At 62.6% G+C, this 22945-nt stretch carries 22 protein-coding genes and 1 pseudogene; 7 read left to right on the top strand and 16 right to left on the bottom strand.

Annotated features, from left to right (window positions below; translation table 11 throughout):
* Positions 1–37 precede the first annotated feature (37 nt).
* Together AC2CHD_RS20400 and AC2CHD_RS20395 are read left to right on the top strand one after the other, a co-directional pair.
* Positions 38–985 (top strand): polysaccharide deacetylase family protein, encoded by a 948-nt coding sequence (locus tag AC2CHD_RS20400; protein ID WP_484555115.1) that lies wholly within the window; start codon positions 38–40, stop codon positions 983–985.
* Entirely contained in the window at positions 985–1995 is a 1011-nt protein-coding gene (locus AC2CHD_RS20395; protein WP_484555114.1) for an asparaginase, read from the top strand. The genes AC2CHD_RS20400 and AC2CHD_RS20395 overlap by 1 nt, the downstream gene beginning before the upstream one ends.
* A gap of 118 nt (positions 1996–2113) precedes the next feature.
* Here AC2CHD_RS20395 and AC2CHD_RS20390 read toward each other — a convergent pair whose 3' ends face one another.
* From AC2CHD_RS20390 to traA, 4 genes are read right to left on the bottom strand one after another with little or no spacing between them, the layout of a single operon-like run.
* Positions 2114–2368 carry a hypothetical protein gene (locus AC2CHD_RS20390; protein WP_484555113.1) on the bottom strand — a complete coding sequence of 85 codons (255 nt, stop codon included), beginning with the start codon at positions 2366–2368 and terminating at the stop codon, positions 2114–2116.
* Positions 2369–2381: 13 nt separating this feature from the next.
* Positions 2382–3533: a conjugal transfer protein TraB gene (locus AC2CHD_RS20385; protein WP_484555112.1), complete on the bottom strand. Its 1152-nt coding sequence runs from the start codon at positions 3531–3533 to the stop codon at positions 2382–2384.
* A 4-nt stretch (positions 3534–3537) separates the two neighbouring features.
* A complete protein-coding gene (gene traF, locus AC2CHD_RS20380) occupies positions 3538–4071 on the bottom strand; it encodes a conjugative transfer signal peptidase TraF (RefSeq protein ID WP_484555111.1) in 534 nt (177 codons plus the stop codon).
* Complete coding sequence (gene traA, locus AC2CHD_RS20375) at positions 4068–7373, bottom strand: Ti-type conjugative transfer relaxase TraA (RefSeq protein WP_484555110.1); 3306 nt, start codon at positions 7371–7373, stop codon at positions 4068–4070. Before traA ends, traF begins: the two co-directional genes overlap by 4 nt.
* A gap of 252 nt (positions 7374–7625) precedes the next feature.
* On the opposite strand from traA, the gene traC reads away from it, so the two are divergent.
* The 4 genes from traC to AC2CHD_RS20355 all read left to right on the top strand — a co-directional run bounded on the left by traC (position 7626) and on the right by AC2CHD_RS20355 (position 10388).
* On the top strand, positions 7626–7889 hold the full coding sequence (traC, locus tag AC2CHD_RS20370; RefSeq protein ID WP_484555109.1) for a conjugal transfer protein TraC: 264 nt from the start codon (positions 7626–7628) through the stop codon (positions 7887–7889).
* Between the two features lie 4 nt (positions 7890–7893).
* A complete protein-coding gene (traD, locus tag AC2CHD_RS20365) occupies positions 7894–8109 on the top strand; it encodes a type IV conjugative transfer system coupling protein TraD (RefSeq protein WP_484555108.1) in 216 nt (71 codons plus the stop codon).
* Positions 8096–10009 carry a Ti-type conjugative transfer system protein TraG gene (gene traG / locus AC2CHD_RS20360; RefSeq protein ID WP_484555107.1) on the top strand — a complete coding sequence of 638 codons (1914 nt, stop codon included), beginning with the start codon at positions 8096–8098 and terminating at the stop codon, positions 10007–10009. Before traD ends, traG begins: the two co-directional genes overlap by 14 nt.
* A gap of 112 nt (positions 10010–10121) precedes the next feature.
* Entirely contained in the window at positions 10122–10388 is a 267-nt protein-coding gene (locus tag AC2CHD_RS20355) for a WGR domain-containing protein (RefSeq protein ID WP_484555106.1), read from the top strand.
* An 89-nt stretch (positions 10389–10477) separates the two neighbouring features.
* On the opposite strand, the gene AC2CHD_RS20350 is transcribed toward AC2CHD_RS20355, so the two are convergent.
* The 4 genes and pseudogenes from AC2CHD_RS20350 to AC2CHD_RS20335 form a co-directional block, all read right to left on the bottom strand.
* On the bottom strand, positions 10478–10795 hold the full coding sequence (locus AC2CHD_RS20350) for a DUF736 domain-containing protein (RefSeq protein WP_484555105.1): 318 nt from the start codon (positions 10793–10795) through the stop codon (positions 10478–10480).
* Between the two features lie 334 nt (positions 10796–11129).
* Positions 11130–11828, bottom strand: a pseudogene (locus AC2CHD_RS20345) (hypothetical protein); the annotation flags it as partial.
* Entirely contained in the window at positions 11828–12760 is a 933-nt protein-coding gene (locus AC2CHD_RS20340) for an ArdC family protein (protein WP_484555104.1), read from the bottom strand. The gene AC2CHD_RS20340 and the pseudogene AC2CHD_RS20345, both read right to left, overlap by 1 nt.
* Positions 12761–12992: 232 nt before the next feature.
* On the bottom strand, positions 12993–13178 hold the full coding sequence (locus tag AC2CHD_RS20335) for a hypothetical protein (protein ID WP_484555103.1): 186 nt from the start codon (positions 13176–13178) through the stop codon (positions 12993–12995).
* A 603-nt stretch (positions 13179–13781) separates the two neighbouring features.
* On the opposite strand from AC2CHD_RS20335, the gene AC2CHD_RS20330 reads away from it, so the two are divergent.
* On the top strand, positions 13782–16928 hold the full coding sequence (locus AC2CHD_RS20330) for a P-loop NTPase (protein WP_484555102.1): 3147 nt from the start codon (positions 13782–13784) through the stop codon (positions 16926–16928).
* A gap of 162 nt (positions 16929–17090) precedes the next feature.
* On the opposite strand, the gene AC2CHD_RS20325 is transcribed toward AC2CHD_RS20330, so the two are convergent.
* The 8 genes from AC2CHD_RS20325 to AC2CHD_RS20290 form a co-directional block, all read right to left on the bottom strand.
* Complete coding sequence (locus tag AC2CHD_RS20325) at positions 17091–17486, bottom strand: hypothetical protein (protein WP_484555101.1); 396 nt, start codon at positions 17484–17486, stop codon at positions 17091–17093.
* Positions 17479–17733: a type II toxin-antitoxin system prevent-host-death family antitoxin gene (locus tag AC2CHD_RS20320; protein ID WP_484555100.1), complete on the bottom strand. Its 255-nt coding sequence runs from the start codon at positions 17731–17733 to the stop codon at positions 17479–17481. The genes AC2CHD_RS20325 and AC2CHD_RS20320 overlap by 8 nt, the downstream gene beginning before the upstream one ends.
* Before the next feature lie 105 nt (positions 17734–17838).
* Positions 17839–18426 carry a hypothetical protein gene (locus AC2CHD_RS20315; RefSeq protein WP_484555099.1) on the bottom strand — a complete coding sequence of 196 codons (588 nt, stop codon included), beginning with the start codon at positions 18424–18426 and terminating at the stop codon, positions 17839–17841.
* Between the two features lie 321 nt (positions 18427–18747).
* Entirely contained in the window at positions 18748–19101 is a 354-nt protein-coding gene (locus AC2CHD_RS20310) for a hypothetical protein (RefSeq protein WP_484555098.1), read from the bottom strand.
* Positions 19098–19361, bottom strand: coding sequence for a hypothetical protein (locus AC2CHD_RS20305; protein ID WP_484555097.1), 264 nt, complete (start codon positions 19359–19361; stop codon positions 19098–19100). The genes AC2CHD_RS20310 and AC2CHD_RS20305 overlap by 4 nt, the downstream gene beginning before the upstream one ends.
* Positions 19358–19831, bottom strand: coding sequence for a hypothetical protein (locus AC2CHD_RS20300; protein ID WP_484555096.1), 474 nt, complete (start codon positions 19829–19831; stop codon positions 19358–19360). The genes AC2CHD_RS20305 and AC2CHD_RS20300 overlap by 4 nt, the downstream gene beginning before the upstream one ends.
* A gap of 89 nt (positions 19832–19920) precedes the next feature.
* Positions 19921–21588 carry a ParB N-terminal domain-containing protein gene (locus AC2CHD_RS20295; protein WP_484555095.1) on the bottom strand — a complete coding sequence of 556 codons (1668 nt, stop codon included), beginning with the start codon at positions 21586–21588 and terminating at the stop codon, positions 19921–19923.
* Between the two features lie 284 nt (positions 21589–21872).
* Positions 21873–22688: a competence protein CoiA gene (locus AC2CHD_RS20290; protein ID WP_484555094.1), complete on the bottom strand. Its 816-nt coding sequence runs from the start codon at positions 22686–22688 to the stop codon at positions 21873–21875.
* Positions 22689–22945: the final 257 nt, after the last annotated feature.

Here is a 22945-nt window from a genome sequence, read left to right as displayed (position 1 = left end):
TTCCGGATTTAACACTTCAATGATGAGGGAACGTAGAATGAACGCAAATTATGATAGTCAGCAACCAACTGGCCATTCCCCCGCTGGCACTTCGGCGCGCGAGCGTGTCGTCTATGAGCCGATCACCCGCCGCCGCCCGTTCACGCTCCCCGGCGGAGCACGCGTCGCCGTCTGGACCATAGTCAATGTGGAGAACTGGTCACCCGAGATCGCCATGCCGCGCACCGTATTGCCCCCGCCGATGGGCAAACCGTTGCTGCCAGACATTCCAAACTGGTGCTGGCACGAATACGGCATGCGCGTCGGCTTCTGGCGCTTTCTGAAGGCGCTGCAATCGCGAGGCCTACGCGCGACGCTCGCCCTCAACGGTTCCACCTGCACACAGTATGCAGAAGCCTGCTCCGCTGCCCGCGAAGCGAACTGGGAGTTCATGGGCCACGGCTACGTGCAGAAACCTATGCACCATGTCGACGACCAGGCTCTATCAATCCGTCAGACCATCGACGCAATCCGCGCATTCACTGGCAAGCCCCCGCGAGGCTGGGAAAGCCCCGGCCTTACCGAGACCGCTGAAACCATCGAGCTGCTCGCCGAGGCCGGCATCGAATATGTCGCCGACTGGGTGCTTGACGACCAGCCCGTTCCGATTCGCACGCGCAGCGGACACATGGTTTCCGTGCCCTACACAGTTGAAATCAACGATGTTGTAATCTCGGCGATCCAGCAGCAGCCATCCGAGGAGATTCTCCGCCGCGGCCGCGACCAATTCGACCAGCTCTACAAGGAGGGCGAAACCATCCCCCGGGTGATGGCGATCTCCGTACACCCGTATCTCACCGGTGCGCCCCACCGCATCCGCTATCTGGAAGCGCTATTCGACCATATCCTCTCCCATGACGGCGTACTAATGTGCACGGGCGAAGAGATTCTCGACATTTACAACGCCCAGGCGGAACCGGCCCCGGCAACGGGCGGAGCCCCCTGATGGCTGGGTCTCTGCCGCGTGTGCTCTTGGTCTCAACGGGGGGCACCATCACGATGACCGAGGGCGCGGGCGCGGGCATCGTGCCCACGCTGACCGGCGAGGATCTGGTGCAGGCGGTTCCCGACCTCGCCCGCATCGCGGATTTCGATGTTGTCTCCTATAGTACCAAGCCCGGCGCCTCGCTGACCCTGGACGATCTCGTCGCCATCGCCGAGCTGATAGATAGTCGGGAGCGCGAGGGTTTTGCTGGTACCATTGTAGTGCAGGGAACGGACACTATCGAGGAAACGGCCTTCGTTCTAGATACACTCGTTGTCAGCGAACGTCCTGTGGTCGTCACCGGCGCCATGCGTGGCGCCAGAGCGCCGGGGGAAGACGGGCCGGCGAACCTCTTGGCTGCGGGCATTGTTGCAAGCACGGCGCAGTTCGCGGGGCTTGGAACGCTGGTCGTCCTGAACGACGAAGTCCATGCCGCCCGCTTCGTCCGTAAGGCCCACACATCGCTGCCGTCGGCCTTCACCTCCCCCGGTTTCGCGCCGATCGGCCGCGTCATCGAGGGGCAGGCGCAATGCCTTGCAAGGTTTCGGCGCTTGCCTGCGCTTGCTCGTCCCGCGTTCACCACAGAATGCCAGGTTGCGCTCCTCCAGCCATTCCTCGGCGACGATGGCCGGATGCTGGACGCCTTGCCCGATCTCGGCTACCGCGGCGCCGTCATCCAGGCGATGGGCGCCGGCCATCTGCCTGAGACCTTCTGCGAAAAGATAAATCGCCTTGCTTCAGTCATGCCGGTCGTGCTCGCCACGCGCGTCGCTGCCGGCCCCACCTTCGAGCGGACTTATGCCTTTGCCGGATCGGAGACGGACCTCATCGCACGAGGCGTCATCCCGGCGGGTGATCTCGCGGGCAGCAAGGCGGCCCTGCTGCTCAGGCTGCTGATCGCCTGTGGCGCCGAGGGCGACGACCTCAAAATACGCTTTACGGCCCGAAGCAGGATGTTTTCGGCAGCCTGACGATCGCAAAACGACGAGAGGAACTGTCACAAGGGTGACATCGCGGGAGGTGGTGTATCTGGGCAGCGCGATGGTCATCGACGATTTTCGGTAAAGGCTGGTTGTCGAAGCCAAGCCCTCACTGGAAGGGCTCTGTTGCAAACGCCTCGGTAAGGGCAGTCAGGCATAGAGCGAACCATAACAGTCTAGAAGCCTCCCATATTAAAGGGCCGCCATTTCGACCAATCGGACGTCCTGCTGTGTGTGCGCTGGTATCTGGGTACAATCTGACTGCCAGCGGATCCGGCGAGCCCGCCTCGGCGATGAATTTCTCGACGATCGTCGGATTCACACCGGGATCGGCGCGTTGATGGATGACAGCAGCGTCGACCATGAGAACTCCCTCTTCATCGGTTGAAGGCAGCGACGAGCGGCAGTCCGAACAACCGCGCCCAGGCGATGGTGCTGGCGCTCTGGATGGCCACAATCGATGTGCCGGCGGTCCACCAGCCGTTGCCGTTGGCAACGATCGCGTCCGGCCGCTGCAGCATCGTCTGCAGGATGGGCCAGACGACGAGCTGCTCGTAACAGATCAGCGGCGCGATCCTCCGACCGGGGAGTTCGACAGTCGGGTTGGCAAAGAAATGCGCTCTCGCACCACCCGACTTGCCCACCAGCGCTAGCCAGGGCTGCCACATTGAGACCGGCACCGGTATTCTCTGACGATACAGGACGCGCGCTCCCTCGCCCGAGATCTCTACCATCACGTTATCGTAGACCTGCCTGTCGACCAGGATCGCTCCGGCAATTACGACGACGTCGATGCCGTTGAGCTCGCGGACCCACTGACGTTCAACTGTCGGCGTCCAGATGCCCACAGCGCCCTCTGGCAGCACCACGACCTTGTGGCCTTGAGCCGCCGCTGCCTTCACCGCGGCGATAGTCTCACGGTGCTGAGTCAACCCGGCATACCTGCCGCGCTCACCACCGAATTCCGTGTCGACACCGATCCAGCCATCGGGCAGGCTGGGATCCGTCCACGTTGCGGCGGACCAGGCAAACGCTCCTCCCAGGACGTGCGTTGCGATCGGCCAGACCTTTGTCGTCATGGCGAGGAGGCCAATCGCTGCCGCCGCAAGGCCCCACCATCCCCAACCTGGGAAGACGATGCCAGCGGCCGTGATCGGATGCGCCCAACCCACGATCCCGAAGGGCGGCATGCTCATGAGGACCGCCGCGACGGCGTATCGCACAATCCGTCCCCTCCCTGGCCGCGATGTCCACAGCACGGCATGCACGGCGACGAAGATGAGCGATGCGCCGAGCCAGAGCGCGAGACCCTCGGCGATCCCGCTGCCAAAGTAATTGACAACACCCTGTGGCAGACCGCGTGACGCGGCGAGGAAATATCCCGCCGACATAATGCCGGCCGCGATCCGCGAGGGAGAATTTGCCCACAGGGCGGGGAACGCGAAGGCGAGCGGGAGGGTGAGGGGATTGCCGCTCCATGCGATTGCTCCGGCGGCAACGGCAAGCATTGTGAGACCGACAGTCTTCACGACGTCACGGGTGAATGGTGAGAACGGGATGGGCCAGGCCGAGGACGCCGGCCGCCGGGACCGGCCCGAAATATCTCGAGTCATAGGAACCTGCGAAATCAGAGTGAAGGAAGATGTGACCGGGCGGCACGACGCCGCCGGCGAAGGGAAGAAGCGCCCTGCCCTCGGCGTCCACTGTGCGCAGCTCGGAGCCGGCGAGCGGAATGTCATCAACGCGCACGGCGCCTGTGATCTCAACGCACTGTCCCTGCGTGGCAGCGACGGTCTTGATCAGCGGGCTAAGCCATCCCGAACACAGGCCCGACCGCAGATATCCTCGCTGCCGCGCGAGCCGGAACGCGGACGTTGGTGGCGGGCAAATCATGACAAGATCACCGACGGCAACCTCACGGTCGAGCGGCGCGATCCGCCAGATCCCGAGCGGGTAGCTCGGGGTAAGATTGATGCGCAGGCCGCCCACATAGCCGAGGGCGAACAGGCAGATCACGGCAGTGGCGCCGATCCCGAGAATAGCGCGCGCGCCACGCCTGCGGGTCATTTGAGCACCTGGGACTGACGCTGGCTCTGACGCAGCGCCTCGGTCTCCTTGAGCGCCTTCACGGTGCGCTCGTGGGCGGCGAGCTGCTGAGCCGTGCGCATCATCGGCCAGGCCGCCGCAAGCTTCTCACGTTCGGCCGCGCCCAAGCCGAGGGCTGCCTTCCTGAATGTGGCACCGTCGGTGTCGCCCACGCCGTTCGAGAGCAATGTGCGTTCTCCGAACCGCTCGGACACCGCCTTGTTGAAGCCGTCGATTTCGGCTTTGGCCATGCGGTCGGCCAGCGCGAACCCGAGCGCTGCCGAAAGTTCATTGCGGTCGATTGCGTCGCGCACCTTTTCGAGCACCACGCGCGCTGCGGGTGAGAGCGCGGGAATATCGATCGAGACGCGACGGCGCAGCGCCATTTCATCAGCCTCGAGCCTGCGCGTGGCCGCCTCGCGCAAACGCAGGTAGCGTTCAATCTCACGCCCGAGTGCCGGGATGTTCGCCTTGGCCTCGCGTCGTGCCTCGCGATCCGCCCGGCTCGCCAGCAACCCTTCACGGCCGCGCTGCACGCCTATGGAGGCGGGTTCACGCGCAAGTTGTCCAAGACGCTCCGAGGCAGCCGCGGGATCGGCGAGTACAGCATCGAAGCGCATGGCGCGGAACGCCGCCTCCGGTTCGACAAAGACCAGGCGGAACCGGTCGGATACCTCCTCCCACTGTCTCGCGACTTCCTTTTCCGAGTGGACCTTCTCGGCTGCGGCGTCGGAGATGGAACGGGAGAATGTGGTCACCCCCTTGACCATCGGCTCGGCCTCCTTCTTCGATTGGACGGCATACGGGGTGGCGTCGAACAGGCCGATGCGGACGCCGACGGCGCGGAGCTTGCGGCCGAGGTCGGCAAGGCGTCGCTTCTGGCGCAGCGTCCATTCCAGCCGATCACGGGCGAGTGTGCGGGCGACCCGCATCAGATGAAGTCCGCGGCTGTTGGCGAAGCTCAGCGCCTGCCGGTAAAAGCGTTCGGCGGCGTAATCGAGCGTGGTTTCCTTGGCGTTGCGCCGCGACAGGAGCGTGTCGAGACCGCCCGCGATCTGGAATGATCGCTCGCCGTAAAAGAGCTGGAGATCCTCCCTGTGCCGGGTCATCGCCACATAGGTCAAATGCCGGTCCAGCGAGAGCGAGGCGAGCACCTTGACGCGATCGACGGTCGCGCCCTGGCTCTTGTGAATCGTGGTGGCGTAGCCGAGATCGAGGTTGCGATAAATGCGCTCGTCGACCTCGACGCGGCGCTTGTCTTCCCCTTCCCCGATCTCGGCGACGATCCTTCCGGGCCCGGCTTCAACCACCCTGCCGATCATCCCGTTCTTGACGCCGAGCGCGCCCTCATTCCTGAGAAACACAATCTGATCCCCAGCGTCAAATTGCCGTGGCCCCTCTTCCGTCCGGAACAGATGGCCCTCGCCGACAATGCCACGTTCGACCAGCTTTTCGCGGGCGAGCCGGTTGAGTTCGCGCACGTCACGACGCAGATGCGCCAGGATCAGCGTGGATTTCTTGGGATCGTATTCTAGGTTCCAGGATGCGATCAGGGTGTCGACCGCCTGGGCCTTCAGCTTTTCCCCGATCACCATGCCATGGCACCTATAGGCCGAGAGCGCAGCCGTCACATTGCCGCGCGCCAGATCGAGCGAGGCGGTGCGCATCCAGGCGTCTTTCTGGCGGTAGATCGTCTCGAGCTCGGCATAGCCGGTGCGCTCCACAATGGCGCGGAAGGCGGCACCCGCCTCGATCGGCTGGAGCTGCTCGGCGTCTCCGACCAGAACGAGTTTGGCACCCGCCCTGGAGACCGCCTCGACGAATGTCGCCATCTGTTTCGACGCGACCATGCCGGCCTCGTCCAGGACAAACACCGTCTTCCCACCGAGGCGGCGGCGTCCCTGTTTCCAGGCGAGCTCCCACGAAGCCAAAGTACGCGAAGGGATCCCCGCTTCCGTCTCGAGGCCCTCGGCGGCTTTGCCGGCAAGCGCGCCGCCGACCACAGTATAGCCTGCCGCCTCCCATGCCTCGCGCGCCGCGCGCATCATCGTCGTCTTGCCGGCGCCGGCGCGACCGACAACGGTGGCAATCCGCGCGCCGGCGGTCACGTGTTCAATCGCGGTGCGCTGCTCCTCCGACAGGTGGTCGTGACGCGCGAACACGTCGGCAACGATCTTCTCCCGGACGCCGAACCCCCTCGCCTTCACGAGCGCGGACGCCCGGGATACCATCTCCGCCTCGAGGCGGATCAGCTCGCGCGTGGTGAGCTTGTCCGGCAAGCGCGCTCCGGTCGCAAAGTCGACCGTCCCGGATTCGAGACGCAGACAATCCGGGCTTTGAACGATCCGCGCCAGGAGCTGCTGAAAGGCTTCGGGATCGTCGACACAGCGATGCAGCACCTTGGCGATATCGCGCTCGTCGAACACGCTTTTTTCGCGGCTGACGAGATCGAGCACGATCTCCGACCGGGCCTGAATGCGCTCGGCGTTCACCGCGCGCGCAGCCGCATGCGATGCGAGACGTTCGAGCCGGGGTGCCCTGCCCTCGCGCATTGTCCTGCGCTCGATCGCCTTTGCGCCCGGGCCGATATGGGTTGTGGGCACGAGGTCGATGCCGCGCTCCGCATAGGATCGACCATCGACTCGTATCTCGAAGCCGCCTAGCGCGAGGTGCTGGTTCTGGAGATCGAGCCAACGTTGCCGCTGCTCGAGGAACTCGGCCTTCTCGCCGGCCCAGAGGCGATACTGGATCTTTCCGGTCTTCGTGCGAACCGCCTGGCCGTCCGCTCCGATAAAGGCGACCTTCTTGTGCCCGAAGCCGGTCTCGTTGAGCGGGCGCAGCGTGGTCATAAGGTGGATATGCGGATTGCCCGGATCGTCGTGATAGACCCAATCGGCAACCTGCCCGCGGCCAAGCACCTGCTCGTGGACGAATTGGCGCACCAGCGCGATGTTCTGCGCGTTCGACAGTTCCACCGGCAGAGCGATGATGAACTCCTTGGCGAACTGCGCGTCGGCGCGTTTTTCGAAGTTCTCGACCTTGTTCCAGAACGCTTCGGCGGCGCCCGCAACCGAGCGGTCGGCGATCATATCGCGCGCCCATTGCGGTGCATCGGCGGGAAGCAGGAATTCCTCGTGAGCGAGATTGCGCTTGCCCGAATAGTCGACGGTCCTGGCCTCGGCCGCATGCTCCATCTTCGCGCAGTGGCGGTAGGCCGCCGACAGGACGGCACTGCGCCCGTCAGCGCGTCCGATGATCTGGGGCGTGAAGTGTGTGATGGCCACGGTGACAGCGATCCCGGCGGTTGAGCGACACCGTTCCGCAGGCCACGCCTATTCCCGGATGGGTCCGGGCGCGGAACGTCGCGTCAGCGACGTATTACTGCGCCCTTGGAGGCATTCCTTCGGAACGCCGGGATGATCTCTCAATGCGTCGGCTTCGCCGACCCGTCACTTCTGCCGGGTCGCGCTACGCGCGATCCCGGCCGATCCTCGCCATCGCGACAAAGCGATTGGTCGAGAAGGAAGACTACCGGAATGAAGAAGCCGTCATCGAAGATCAGGGAAGAAATCGCCAGGCTGCAGGAGCAGCTCAAGCAGGCCGAAACGCGCGAGGCCGAGCGCATCGGACGGCTCGCCCTCAGGGTCGGTCTCGGCGAAATCGAGATTGACGAGCGCGCGCTCGTGACCGCGTTCGAGGAGCTCGCGGCGCGGTTTCGCAAGGGGAGCGGACGGGCGGCCAGGCCCGCGTCCGCGCCGGTCGCGTCTGGCACGGCTCAAGGGCCGTCTGGCGAGGCTTGAGCGGATGCGACAGGCAAGCCAATCGGACGCGCGCAGGAAGGATACGCGCGAGAAGATCCAACTCGGCGGGCTGATCGCCAAGGCCGGGCTTCGTTACGAGAAGCGCGCTCTGCTGCTCGGTCTCCTGATCGATGGCGCAAGCCGGATAAAGTGCGACCAAGCCGAGCGCGCGCGGCTGATGGCTATCGGGATGAAGGCGTTCGCCGATGAACCCGACTAAGCTCGCCTTGTTCCTTGCTCCCGTCATGATGATGACGGGGGTATGTCTCGGCCTCACGGGGATCGAGCACTGGCTCGCAAGCTTCGTCCGCGCGCCGGACGCGCGCCTGATGCTTGGCCGGATCGGCATCGCGCTGCCCTACATGGCAGCAGGCGGGACAGGCGTCGTCTTTCTCTTTGCGGCCAGGGGCGCGATCTCGATCCTGCTCGCGGGCTGGGGGGTCGTCGCCGGCACGCTGGTGGTGATCACAATCGCTGCGGTCCGCGAGATCGGCCGGCTCGCCGCATTCACCGCAACGGTGCCGCCAGGCAGATCCATCGTCGAGCATGCCGATCCCGCCACGCTGACGGGGGCCCTCGTTGCGGCGGTCGCCGGCGTCTTCGGTTTGCGCGTCGCCATGCGCGGCAATGCCGCCTTCGCGTCGGCCGCGCCCCGCCGCGTCCGGGGCAAACGTGCCATTCATGGGGAAAGCGAGTGGATGACGATCTCTGCGGCCCGGCGCCTCTTTCCCGAGGGCGGTGGAATCGTCGTCGGCGAGGCCTGCCGCGTCGACAGGCAAGCGGGCGGCGGGCGCGGCTTCCGCGCCGACGACCGCGAGACATGGGGTTCGGGCGGAAAATCGCAGCTGCTGTGCTTTGACGGTTCGTTCGGCTCGTCGCACGGGCTGGTTTTCGCCGGGTCGGGCGGCTTCAAGTCCACCTCGGTCACCGTTCCGACGGCACTCAAATGGGGAGGAGGACTCGTTGCACTCGATCCGTCAAACGAGGTCGCACCGATGGTGATCGGGCACCGGCGCAAGGCCGGCCGATCGGTCTTCGTGCTCGACCCGAAGGAGCCGGGCACCGGCTTCAACGTGCTTGACTGGATTGGGCGGTTCGGCGGGACAAAGGAAGAGGACGTGGTGGCGGTCGCTACCTGGGTCGTGACCGACACCGCTCGCCAGGCTTCGATCCGCGACGACTTCTTTCGCGCGTCCGCGCTTCAGCTCATCACCGTCCTGATCGCCGATGTCTGCCTGTCGGGGCATACGGAAAAGGAAAACCAGCATCTGCGGCAGATGCGAGCGAACCTCTCCGAACCCGAGCCCAAGCTTCGCGAACGACTGCAGCTGATCTACGGCAATTCCGAGTCCGCATTCGTCAAGGAAAACGTGGCGCCTTTCATCGCCATGACACCGGAGACCTTCTCCGGCGTCTATGCCAATGCGGTCAAGGAGACGCATTGGCTTTCCTATCCGAACTATGCGGCGCTGGTCTCCGGCAACAGCTTCTCGACCGACGATCTGGCGGATGGCGACACCGACGTGTTCGTCAATCTCGATCTCAAGACTCTCGAAGCGCATCCCGGCCTGGCGCGCACCGTCATCGGCGCCCTGGCCAACGCGATCTACAACCGCAATGGTAAGGTGAAGGGCCGCACACTGTTCCTGCTCGATGAGGTCGGACGGCTGGGATATCTGCGCATCCTCGAGACCGCCCGGGACGCCGGCCGAAAATACGGCATCAGTCTGCTGCTCCTGTTCCAGTCCATCGGTCAGATGCGCGAAACCTACGGTGCGCGTGACGCATCGAGCAAATGGTTCGAGTCGGCGTCGTGGATCTCGTTTGCGGCAATCAACGACCCGGAAACCGCCGATTACATCTCGCGGCGCTGCGGCAACACGACGGTCGAGGTGGAGCAGCTCAGCCGGACCTCGCGCATGTCGGGATCCTCGCGCACGCGCTCGCGGCAGCTCTCCGCGCGGCCGCTTATACTGCCCGAGGAGATTCTGCAAATGCGCGCCGACGAACAGATCGTCTTCACGGCCGGCAATCCGCCGCTCAGATGCGGCCGCGCCATTTGGTTCCGGCGAGAGGATATGAAGTGCGTCGTCGCAGAGAACCGGTTTCAGCGGACGTAGCCGCCAAAAAATCTCACGAGGGTTATTGGCATCAATGCCATGAATCGATGACCGTTCACCGATTCATGAAACTCGTTGGACGCCGCTTCCGTAGGAAGCGAGACTCTCCGACATGAAAGATCTACATCCGGTTCATCTTCGCCGTATCGACCCGTCGCAGAACATGCGGCGGTTCTACAGCCTTTCCGTTCAGCCCACATTGTTTGGAGGAGCGTCCCTCGTGCGCGATTGGGGTCGGATCGGAACGCGTGGACAGTCGATGATCGAGACCTTCGACACGCCCGCCGAGGCCGGCGATGCGATGACGCGGCTCGAACGCCGGAAGCGGCGCCGGGGCTATCTCGACCCGTGTGCCTCGCGGAGGGGCGGCCGGGAGTGAAGTGGACGACTGGCCTCGAATCTGGCGGCCGTCGTTGCGTCGACACAGAAATGGCCCCGCCCTTTCGGCGGGGCCGTTGGGGGGTCTGGTCAGTCCCGGTTGCCGTTGGGGCGGGACCAGATGAGCTGCACGCCTTCCTGGCCTTCGACCTCGATCAGGGTGGCGTAGATGGGAGCCGGGAAGCTCGGGTCGTCCAGCTTGACCGAAAGGTAGTCGCGCTCGGTCTGCTTGGCCTGTTTCTGCCACGCCGCACCCAGCTCAACTGCATTTGAGTAGATGCGGAAATGCGGTCCGTTCTCGGAAGGGTTTTCGACGCGCTCGAAGCGGGCCTTGACGTTGAGCGTGAGGGTCTTGATCGCTCCGGTGAAGCCGTTGCGGGTGGTGGTGAAGGTGCCGATGTTTGCCATTGTCGTGTTCCTTTCGAAGTTCCGAGCCGCGCCCATCGCGGTCTCGATGGCTGTCGAAAAGATCGGGAACGACCGGCACGCACCTACCGGGGTCCCCGTTGCGCGTGCGCAATGGGGTGATCCTTAAGGCCGCAATGAAATGGAGGACGGCCGGGAGGAACTTTCTTGGTTCGCGAGGAATGCGAACGTCAGTTCGCAGGGGAGGAAAGTTTTGGACGGGCGTTGCGAAATGCCGGGCGAGGCGGAGCCGTTTCCCGGTCAGACATGCCCCATCGAGACCGCGCCGGGCGAGCTCCAAGACATCGAGGTGAAGGGAACACGACTATGGCGCCCGGGCCGATTTCGGCGGTTGAGGGTAATCGTGGCGGCGCAGCCAGGCGAGGCAGTCCCGGCGGCTCATGCGCATCTCGATCAACGGCCAGCGGTTGACCTGCCAGGTTTCGCGGCTCGGCTTCACGCGCATGATCTCGTCGCACGAGATTCCGATCCATTGCTCGACAACGGCATGGCCGGGCGAACGCTTGCGGGCGAGCCCCGCAAGCTCCCTGACCTTCCGGCGGATCGGTACGATCTTGAAATCCGTGGTGCATTGACGTCGGATCATGCCGATGGAAACCGTGTCGCGTGTTGTGCGCCGTGTAGAGACCTCGACAAGCGCACCGGCCGCATCCTCGTCGAATACCGGCACGGCGGATCCCACCGGGGTGACGGTTTTGGCGAACGCCGGGATCGACGCCCAGCGTTTGCCCTTTGCCGCTCCCATGAGCTGATCACGTATGTTGCCCGCCGAAACGACGTGGACGGGAAACGGCAGCACGTTGGGCGATTGCAGCCAGTCGAGATGGTCATAGACCGCCTTCGGTTCCCAGCCAGTATCGGCGAATATGGCGCAATCTGGCACCGGGCCGATCTCGCCATGGGCGGCCATCAGCGCCAGGGTGGTCGATTGGACGCCGGCGCCGAGCGATAGCACGCGCAGCCGGATGGCAGAGGGCTCGATGCCCTCCGCAGCAGCATTCGAAAAGGAGAGCATCAGGCCGCCTCCAACTGGCCCGTGCCGAGGGCTGCGGGCTGCAGGCCGTGCAGATAGGTCACGGCCCGTTGCGCATGGGCGGCGGCCTGAAAGATTGCTCTTCGGTCGTCGGAAAGGACGCGCAACCAGTTCGCCACATAGGACGCATGGTCCGGCCGTGGTTCGAGTTCGGGAACGATCCCGAGGTCCGCGCAAACCAGTGCCGAGCCAATCTCGGCGACGAGCTCTTCGCGCGCGCGCTCGGTCTTGTCCCTGGCGTAGCGGCTCAGATCGCGGCCAACCCGATCGGGCCTCGAGGTCCAGTGGACTGTTTCGTGACTGAGCACGGCGACATAAGATTCGGCATCCCGGAACGCCTCGAAGGGCGGCATCTGGATGTGATCGCTTGCCGGCGCGTAGAAGGCCCGCGCGCCGCCATGCCGGATCACGGCCCCTGTATTGGCGAAGAACCGGTCGGCATGTTCGATCCGCTCGACAGGATCGATGAGCTTCTCGGGCCTGTGGTAGTAGTGATCGGGAAGCCCGTCGATCTGATCGCAATTGAACACGGTGTATGTTTTGAGGAACGGAATATCGCGCTCCAATTCCTCGCCCTGCGCGTCCGTCTCGGTTTTCGTGAACCTGCTCGCATAGACAACCGTCGCGCCGGTTTCGCCCTTGCGAACCTGTGCGCCGATCTGTGCCGCCTGGCGATAGGTCATCCAGAGCGGCGCCGTGAACCCGCGCGCCAGGCTCTCCGACCACAGCAACAGGACGTTGATGCCGGTGTATGGTTCGCCGGTGTGGCGCAGCGGCCGGGTGATCCGTCCGTCGGCATGGCCGGCGCTCCAGGGTTTCACCCATGGCCGCACGCCCTTCTCCAGATCGGCAACGATCTTTTCCGTGATGCGCGTGTAGATATCGGACTTCGCGCCCTTTTCTTTCCTGCTCATTTCAACCTCCGTCTCTGGAGGCCGCGCCGATCGCGGCCCCGTCACGGGGGCCGCATCCGGCGGAGCGGGGCGCGCCTGCACCCGTAGGGCCGGACCAAAGGGGAGGACGGCGCAAGCCGTTGCCGGCGCGGCCGGCCCCGCCAAGGCCACCGACCGGGACGGGCCGCGGGCGGTCGAAACAAGGGCAGCGGCGCCAGGCGCCGCCACTGCGGAGAGTGAATGGGGAGCCGGTTCAGTGAACCGCGTGTCCGCCGGTGTAGGGATCGTATTCGAAGAGGATGTCGACCTCGGCGTCTTCGACTTCATCGGCGGGGAGCACCCCGTAGGCGTCGTCGGACTGAAAGAGGGCCACCGGGGTCATCAGGGTGCGGGCGAGTCTCCAGGCGTGTTGCTGGGCGAGAGAAAGATCGTGCGACATCCGAGGGCTCCATCTTTGGAGCGGGCCATTCCCGCTCTGATGGCTCCGTCAGTGTGCGGCAAGCGGACGCGATCACCGTGCAGGCGTCAGCCAAACGGCCGCAGCTTTGCTAGCGGACCCTTTATGGGTTGATCGTGGAAGTTCCGCGGCCGCACGAGGAATGCCATCCCTGAAGAGCGGGATTGGACCGCCCTGAGGGTTTGAGCCCGTGGTGTGCGCGTGTATGCTGGCGGCACACCGGCGTTTCAGTCGGCACCCTGCTCGGGCGGTCGCCCGTCAGGTTCTAGAAGTTAAGTGGAGCGATCTGAAGACAAAGGCATCGGCATTGCAGAGAAACCCTCCAGTCGGGGAGGACGTTTTGCCATTCCCGGGTGTGATTGTTCTGGACAGCCTAAGAGAGGTCAGGACTTTGTCATTCGCACTGATCTGATGAACGAAATAGTTACACCACGAACCGTGATTGACCGAACGGTCCCTAATTGATTCCTGACATTCTACTAAGCCGGTCGCCCTGGTTGCTAACTTCCAATCCTCTCACATACTAAGTGGTTGACGTGCTGCGAAGGTAGGGGAGAATGAACTCGTTCACGCAAAGGGGCGGCGATGTCGGGGTCACGAAGAAAAGAAAAAAAGAAGCTTGAGCTTCCTCACCTTCTTACGGAAGCCGTTAAAAACAGTCGCGCGATTCTTTTCCTTGGTGCTGGGTCATCAAAGGAATGCACTGACGAGAATGGAAACTCCCCGCCCGACGCCGATCAGTTGCGGGATATTCTTGCTACGAAGTTCTTTGGCAGGGAAATGCCCAATCGCGATGTCATGTCGGTCGCGGAGATGGCGATCGCCAACGGCTCAGGCCAGAATCTGGTTTTCGATGAGGTGAATCGAGCCTTTGAAGGGTATCACACTTCCGAAGCTCACAAACTGGTTTCAGAATTCAATTGGCGGGCAATCGCTACGACGAACTATGATCTTTTCCTCGAGGCCGCGTACAGCGACCCAACGAGGCGGCGGCAGACACTTGTTCCATTTGTGAAGGATGACGAACCGGTCGACGCGCGAATGGGCGCCGTTCTGAATCCTGTGCAGTACCTTAAGTTGCACGGCTCCCTTGATCACCGCCTAGACAAGGATGTACCGCTAATTCTCTCATGGGAACAGTATGATAGCTACTCAAAAAACCGGACCAGGCTCTTTTCTCGCCTCGAGTATCTAGCTCACGAATGCCCGATCATCTTCGTCGGCTACCGTTTGGGCGACAGCCATATTCGGAGCCTGTTCTATAAACTGCAGTCGGATAACAGACCACGCTGGTACATCGTTGATCCAGGTGCCGAGCCCGAAGATGTCGCTTTTTGGGCGTCAAAGAATGTCGAAGCGTTCCCGGTATATTTCAGAGATTTCATGGAAGCCCTCGACGGTGCCGTTCCAAAGCTTCTCCGGTTTATAACACCCAGCACTGGAACGATTGAGTTTCCCCTTCGCAACTACTATTCGGCGCCCACCGAGGAGTCAGAGATTGTCCGCGGTTCGCTGAACAAGGATATCACCCTCGTTCATTCCTCAATGTCCTACGCAGAACAAACCGCGGAGCGCTTTTATTCCGGATACGACACCGGATGGGGCTGCATTTTTAAGCGATTCGATGCGAGGCGACGGGTCACGGATGAACTCTTGTATAAGGCGTTGCTCGAGAACGAGACCCCGACGGGGCCGGTGTTTTTTCTTCTGCAGGGCCCTGCCGGCGCAGGCAAGACCATCGTACTAAAGCGAACTGCATTCGATGCGGCGACAGCCAATAATGCGCTAGTTTTGTGGCTCGAAGAAAATGGCCAACTTCGTCCGGAAGTTTTCTACGAAATCCACGAGCTTACGCAACGTCCGATCTATCTGTTTGTTGATCAAGTCGCATTGCATGTCGACAAGCTCATCGATTTCCTACTGGCAATGAAGACCCGAAGCGTTCCAGTCGTCGTTGTGGGCGCAGAGCGAGAGGCGGATTGGATAACCTACTGCGGTGCTCTCGAAGAGCAATTTCCGCCCCACCCGCTACGGCTTGGCGCGTTGAGCAGTGCAGAGACCGAAGCGATATTGGATCTATTGGAACGTCACAAATGCTTGGGCGAGCTAGAGGGTCAATCAAGGGATGAGCAAATAGAAGCCTTCATGAGTGTTGAGCATGCGGATCGTCAGCTGCTTGTTGCCCTACATGTACTCACGAAAGGACTTCCTTTCGAGCAGATTGTTCTTAATGAATTTGAGGCCGTGAATCCGGAGCGTGCCCGTCGCCTATATCTCGACATTGCCACCATGAATCAATTTGGCGTGGCCGTCCGAGCCGGCACGATATCACGAATCTCCGGCATCGACTTTCGTGAGTATCAAGAAAAGTTCTTCGCACCTCTAAAAGACATCGTGGTAACGAAACAAGACCCCTATACAGGCGACTACACCTACAAAACCAGGCATGCCCGAGTCGCACAGATCCTGTTCCGACAAGCATGCGGTGACGAGGCAGCTAAAGTTGCTCAGTTCACCCGTCTAATCCAAGGGTTTGACGTAGGTTTCTCGTCGGATCGACGGGCACTTGAAGGCATCTGCAAGGGCCGGACTCTAGTCGAAAATTTTTCTGATCCAATCGGGGTGCGGGAAATCTTCCAAGAGGCTATCAGGGCAGCCCCAGAGCAAGCATACTTGTGTCAGCAGTGGGCAATTTTTGAATCTTCACACCCAAAAGGGGACTTTCTGGAGGCAGAAAAGCATGCCGATAAAGCAGCCTCCATGGAACCAGGAAATCGGGTTTTCATCCATACGCAGGCTGAGGTAGCGCGAAAGCGCGCCGTTTTCGAACAGTCGCCAGTGCTCAAAGAACAATTACGGAGGCGGGCCCGCGTATTTCTTGATCGAATGCCGAGCGGGGACCGATTTGTCGTATCAAGCCGGTGTAAGTTGCTAGTGGATGAGATTGCCGACTTAAGCGATACGCTGACGGACGATGGGCGCACATCAGAGGACACGTTCTTTGCTGAAAAGCTTGAGGATGCTGAGACAGCGCTGGCTAAGGCGCAACAGGATTTCCCTTCAGATCCTGAACTCTTTGAGATCGAAGCGCGACTTTGGTCTGAGATGCGCGATAAGAATCGTGCACTTAAGGCGCTCGAACGCGCCTGGGCGCGCAATCCCAAGAGGAACGGGACCGCTATCCGTATCGGCAAAATCTACGCTGCAGCAGGAAAGATGGACGAGCAAGACAACATCCTTCGAGAAGCGCTTGCGAGAAATCCCGAGGATAAGCCAACACATCTGGCATTCGCACAACATCTATTGACGTTGGAGCCCCCAGATGTCGCCGCAGCTGAGGTTCACCTCAAACGCAGCTTTACGAGCGATGATCAAAATTTCGAAGCACGATACTCATATGCTGAGTTCCTTTTCTACAAAGGAGAGGTAGAGAAGGCGGCAGAGGCCTTTGCCGACATCAATCAGAGAGCCCCCAACAGTTTCCGCCGACATGCCCCCAAGCGAGACACGACCATATCATCACGATTGCCGACTTATGAGGGAACAGTTGAATCGGTCAAGGATGGATATTCCTTCATTCGTTCCGGTGCGTATCCGAGACCAGTTTTTGCTCATTGGTCTTCCTACGATGAGAACGAAATTGATGCGCTTGAAGTGGGAATGAAAGTTCTATTTAGAGTGCGGTTCAACCGCGCAGGCCCGACAGCCGTAGATATTAGGTTGAAGGCTTGAAACTTTTGACAAGCAGAGCCGCTTGAACGGACTCGCGTCGTAGCGAGCTTTTGGACGCCCGGAACTGGATGATCCCGCCATAGCGCTTCAGCGAAATTGGCCGTGGGCCCGGTTTACTTCTGCGTTTTACAGCTTCTTGAGTCAGGAGCGACGGACAAAAGATCAGGTCCGCTTCACAGCTCTGATGCCGGCTGTTCGGGCCGACTGCTTGATGGTCGCGGCGATTTCTCGCAGGAAGGCGGCGCTTACCGACCCGATGGGTTCGGTCGAAACGAAGTCGTAATCCTTGTCCATTTCGACACGATTGTACTCGTCGAGAATGATCCAGCACAGCGCGGCAAGACCGATACGGCGGCATTCGGTTTCTGGCACGCTCAAGGCGAGCTGGCCGGCATGAGGTGGCTTGGATGTGAAGGGAAAGAGAAAAACGACATCCGGATTGCCGGGGGTCTTGATCACGATGCAGACGGGGCGAGGCTTCCGCCCGGATTCCTCGCCTTTTTGTGCTTCGCGGTGCCAGAGATAGTGGAACTCTGCTACGTCGCCCTGCTCAAACATCGGTCTTGGCAGGTTCAAGTATGGCGTCTATCCCCGACATGAGCTCCTCATGGATGTCGTTCGGCGCATCATGGAGCGAATAGGCCTTGGTCGGGCTCGGCTCGCCACGCATCCGGTGATAATCTCGCGCCGAGAGGACATAAAGCTTTTCCTTGCCGTGCTTGGTGAGCACGACCGGCTCGATCATCGCCGTCTCGAGGATTTCGCCCGAGGAGCGGTTCATATCGGAGAAGGTGTACTGTTTCATCTCTCGGCTCCGGTGTTTCACGTAAAATAGGTATTTTACGTCATTCTGTCAATCCGAGTTGTCGAACCGAATTAACGGGCGGAGCCGAAGCTCCGCCCGAGCCGCTCAGCCAAGAGCGGACATCTGCATTTCGGCCGCCTTGCGATCGACGGTCTGGCCGGGATTCTCGACATGACGCTCGAAGGGCTTCCAGGCTTCGCCGACGACCTCTTCGTAGGCGGCCACGACGCCTTCGGCGGCGCAGCGGAGCGCGTGGGCCTGAATGCCCATATCGGCGGCAAATTCGCGCTTGCGCTGGGCGGCGCTGTCGAAACCGACTGGACCATCGAGGTCCGCGTCGCGGGCGTCGTTGGCGTTTCTGGCCGTGGCATCGCGGGCTTCCGAGACCGACCGGGAATAGAACTGACCGGCGCCGTGGGCTGAGCCGACATAGGAGCCGACGATGCGCTGAAGGTGGATCTGCATGGCTCGTTCGCCGAGGCCTTCGTTCAATGAGTCGGCCGTGTCGATGATGACCTTGCGATGGAGATCGCGGATGCCGTCGCTGTCGATGACGGGAAGGCCGAAGCTTTCGGAGATGAGCGACGCCTGGGCGCTGTCGGGACAGGCGAGGCGGACCATTTCGAGGGAGGCGCCCTTTCGGAGCTGGACGACCTTGCTGGATTGACGGCTGGAACGAGCGGTTCTGGTCATGTGAGAGTCCTTTCCTTCACGGTCTGGTCGAAGGCTCGAACCGGCCCCTGCCGGCCCTCCCTTCGGGCGCGGTCCAGAAAAACCGGCGGAAGGAGGAGGCTTCAGGGTCCGTGCGGACCAAAGCCGAGCGGACCAGCCTTGCGGGCAAGCAGGGCTCACTGCCCTCGCGCCGTCCCGCTGGGCTGGTTTGCCGAGGCTGGTGCTCACGGCCGCCAGTTTAGGACCGAAGCCAGAACCGAAGGGAGGGCCGGCATGGAGTTTGCGTCCCCCCCGGCCGTGTCAAGAAGGAAATGACGATGACGCCCGGGGCCGCGCATCCAGTCACTCCGCCAGGCCGGGTACGGCCGAGGATAGCCGATCCTCATTGTCGTTGCCGCTCTTTGCCCTGACGACGGCGATCGCCCGTTCCTGACGCAAGAGTTTGCGTGACAGGGCATCAATCTCGCCGCGCCGCTCAAAACCGAGCTGATCGACATACGCCCTGAATAGGGCTTCGTCCGACAGTGTCCAGCGCGGACCACCTCTCCGGTGCAATCTCGCCTTCGCCTTGGCGGTTACCGTCATCCTTTCGGCACGGGCCGCGATCTGGCGCTCGATCCTGTCGAGATGCGCGCGCGTTTCCCGGCAGGATGCTTCCATTCGGGAAAGCAGTGACAAGTGGGTAACCCGCATCATCGTTGCGTCCTTCCCGCTCTTGGCCGATGCCAATCCGGAAACGGTGTCAACTCCGCAGTGTAGCCCGGCGGAATAACGGCAGGCGTCATGGATGCAGCGAGATCCTCGCCGGCGACGGCCCAGTCGACAATCGCGCACGCCGGAAGAGTGGATGCAGGGAGTCCGTCGAGCTGCCTCTCCAGGATTGCGGAGACGGCCGAACGAGGATCTGCGCCGGTGGTATCGATGAGAATGTGCACCGCGACGAGATAGATGGTCATGCCGCCCTCCCCTCGACCTGGTCGGCCGCGGCCTCGTCGGCGGTCACCTCACGAAGCACGGCATTTGGATAACCGTGCCGCGACAACCATTCATTGGCCGCCTGCCGACTGGTTGCGACATGGACGAGCTCGGCCTCATCGCCGGGGCGGTCGAGCACGAGGACGGAGCCGATGGCGGGCCGTTCGACCACCGTGAAGGCGAGGTCGCTATCGACCGAGAAGGTCTTGAAGACCCTGAGCACGATCACCGCCTTGCTGCCGAAATCCCCCTCATGAAGGGTGACCGCGGCCGGTATCGTGGTTTCGCCGACGCGTGTGCCGGCCTGTTTCCTGACGAGCCGGCCGGTGTTGTTGCGACTTTCCCAGGCCCGCAGCTTGCGCCGATGGCGTTCGGGAGGCCCCGGGGTGCCGTCGGAATAGCGGATGATCGCGCCCAGCGGCACGTGGTCAAAGATCAGTTGTGCAGACATGATGTCCTCCGGTTGTGGGTTCTGAAACGAAGCCGCCGCCGGAGTGGACCGGCGGCGGGTTGGGCATTCGAAAGAGAAGGGTGGTGGGGCTATTCGGCGGCCTCGCGGAACCCTTCGCTGGCGCCCTGGTCCGGGTCGACGGGTTCGCCATCCGTGCCGCCCGGCTCCTCGTCCTCCTCGGTAACCGTGTTGGAGGCGAGCCATGCGCCGAGCACGTCGCGGTCAGGTGCGAAGAACGCCGAGGGATGAACGAAAGTCTGCTCGTTGAACGCCTCGACCAGCGCCGCCCGCGTATCCTTGACCCGGGCCCGGGGCAGGACGGACGTGCCTTCGCACGACGCCTCGAGGGCGGAGCGCGACAGGCAGGACAGAAATTCTTCCGTGCCCATGTTCGGCAGAAAACCGTCGGCGCCGACCACATCGCCGGCAGCGCGGGACACGATCCCGCTATTGGTCGGGTTCTCCTGGCAGGAGAGCACCTCGATCAGCATGGAGCGGACCGCGACGCGCAGGGTCTCCATGTCGAAGGAGAGCTTGCCCTCGGCGTCAAGGAGCGCCGCCGCGTGACGCGCGATCCGCCGATTACCATGGTAATAGTCGTCTCCACCTCCATTGGCGGAATCGACCCTGACATTCTGGCCGGCGAAGGCGAGGACCAGCAAGGCCATTAGCGTGTCGTCCTCGATCGGGGCACGGCCGAGCGCCTCGTGAAGGGCGTCGGTGCGGAAGTCGCCGATCATCTCGATGCCCTTGCGGGTGACGTCGGGCCGCGTCTTAGGCATCACGACGGCGTCGTCGCCCAAAGACCCCTTGCCCTTGGCCGCTTTCGGCTCCGGCATGCGGAAGTGAACGGTCTGCACCTTACCGTCGCGATCGAGATACATGGCGGTATGATCGGACTTCTTCGGCTTGCCATAGACCCGTTCGGCCTTCTTGGGCAGCTCCGGCTGGCCCCATGTGTTGGCCTCGGTGATGACCCCCTTCTTGGGCAGGTTCCGCGTCATCCACTCCTGCTGCGCACCGAGATAGGCTTCGACGTCGGTGGTGTAGCGGCTGTCCTCGTCGGCGGGCGCGAACAGGTCCTCCACCCAGGAAATGCCGTAGGCCTGCGCGAGCTCGTCGTCGAAACTCGCATCGCGCGCATACATGCGGGACTTGGAAAGGCCGTTGGCCACGCTCCACCAGGAAACCTGCGGATCGCCCTTGCTCGGCTTGTGCGCCTTCCAGACCTCCTTCTGTTCGTCGAGTGAGGCGGCCGCGATCGTGCGGAGCTGGCTTTCGTTGGGCATGTCGCCCTTGGCCATATGATCGAGCATGGCCGGCAACACATTGGCGAGCAACCGCAGCTTTCGGATCTGGCGCACCGAAAGCGCGAGCGCCACCGCGATCGCCTCTTCGGTCCAGCCGATGGCGACGAGGCGCTCGATGGCCCGCCACTGGTCGACCGGATTGAGCCCTTCATGGGCGAGCGTTTCAACGAGCGAACGCATGGCGCCGCCATCCTCGGCGGCCTCTCCAACGATGACCGCGATCTCGTCGAGACCGGCGGCGATCGCCTGCTTGACGCGGCGGTGCCCGGCCTGGATGACAAAGCCGTTGCCGCCATCGGGCTGAGGCGCCACGACGGGCGGCTGCACGATGCCGACCGCCTTGATCGTTGCAAGCAGCAGCGCATCGGCCTGGGGATTGGATTTCGAGCAGCGGGCCTTGTTGGGGTTTTCAACGAGCGCGCGCGGATCGACGAGCTTGATTTCCATCGGGATGCTCCTTTCGGGGTTCGGGAGCCGGCACCGCGCCGGTCCCGTTTTTGTCTTCTTCCCGAAGACATCCCCCGGCCCGCGGAGCGGACGGGCCGGTGCAACTGCGGCCGAGCATCCCTGCCCGGCAGGGCGAGCATGGCTCGTGAGCCATCGCGACGACCGACGAGCCGGGATCGCGAGCGGCGCGGTTGAGGTGGAACCGTCAGCGGCCTGGCCGCTCTGCGAGGGGTACTTCTTCCTCCCCCTCCCCTGTCATGTTTACGGCTCTTGACCGCAGGTCGTCAGAACCGCCGCCGTGGCCGAGGCCCTCTCCACACGCGCCTGCGCTTCCATCGTTTTCCGGATGGGAGCCGGCGGGTCACCTGCATCGCCGCCACGCGTGCCGCCCGGAATCGTGCCTGAAGGACGCCGACAATCTGTGCCGCGTCCAGAATCTGCGGACGCTCGTGCGCGGCCCGCACGAGAGCTCCACGTCCGAGCGCTACGACGACGCCGTGGCCCTCCGCCCGCCCGGGCAGAAGCCCCCAAAGATAACGCTCGATGGGCGTGGCATCCGGCGCAACGGGTTCCGCACCCGCGAAATCGAAAAAGGCGGGAGCCAGGCAATCGAGCCAGTTCGGCGGAAAGCACTCTCCCGGGAGGGCGACCGTGTAGATTCCCCTCCAGGGTGTGGGCCGCAGCATTTGCACACCTGCCGCAAAGCGCGGCGCGTCGCGCTTGAGGCGGGTGCCGTCTACAACCCATATGAGGTTCGGATAGAAGGCCTCGCGCGCGGCGCGTTCGTCGGGCCGCAAATGGGAGTGCTGGAATTCCAGCACCAGACCGTGCCCGGTCCTGACGTCGGCGATGTGCCGCTCGCCGTCGGCGGCGACATGGACGAACTCCTGCCAATCGGCCGGGAAGAGGCTCTTCCATTGGCGATGCCATCGGGTTTCGGGCTCCCACCAGTGATCGCAGGTTCGCCTGCCGCGATGCGCCCAGTGATGAACCCGCCGGTCGCCGCATTTGGCGACCATGGGCTGCCCGCAGCCCGGGCAGAGGGCAGAAAGGCCATGGCTGGCCTCGACACGTTCGTTGTCGACCAATGCATAGCGCATGTCCGGCTCCATATATATTGACGAGCATCCGCCAGAGAGGCGGGCGCCGATTGTTTGATTTGGATGGAAGCTAGCCGCAGCATGGCCAGACGGAGCTGGTGCTGTCTTGATTATCTTCGGCGTGACGGGGCAATGCCGGTCGCCGGTTGTGATGACGGAATGTCGAAGATGCCAGGCTCCGTCTTGTGCTCAGGCATGTTGCAAGATTAACCGCCGACCGGCTCCGGTCAACTCCGGATGATCAACTATCCTGAGAG

It is taken from the genome of Nitratireductor sp. ATLC21 (assembly GCF_057196525.1).
This window is presented reverse-complemented; position numbering and strand designations above follow the sequence as displayed.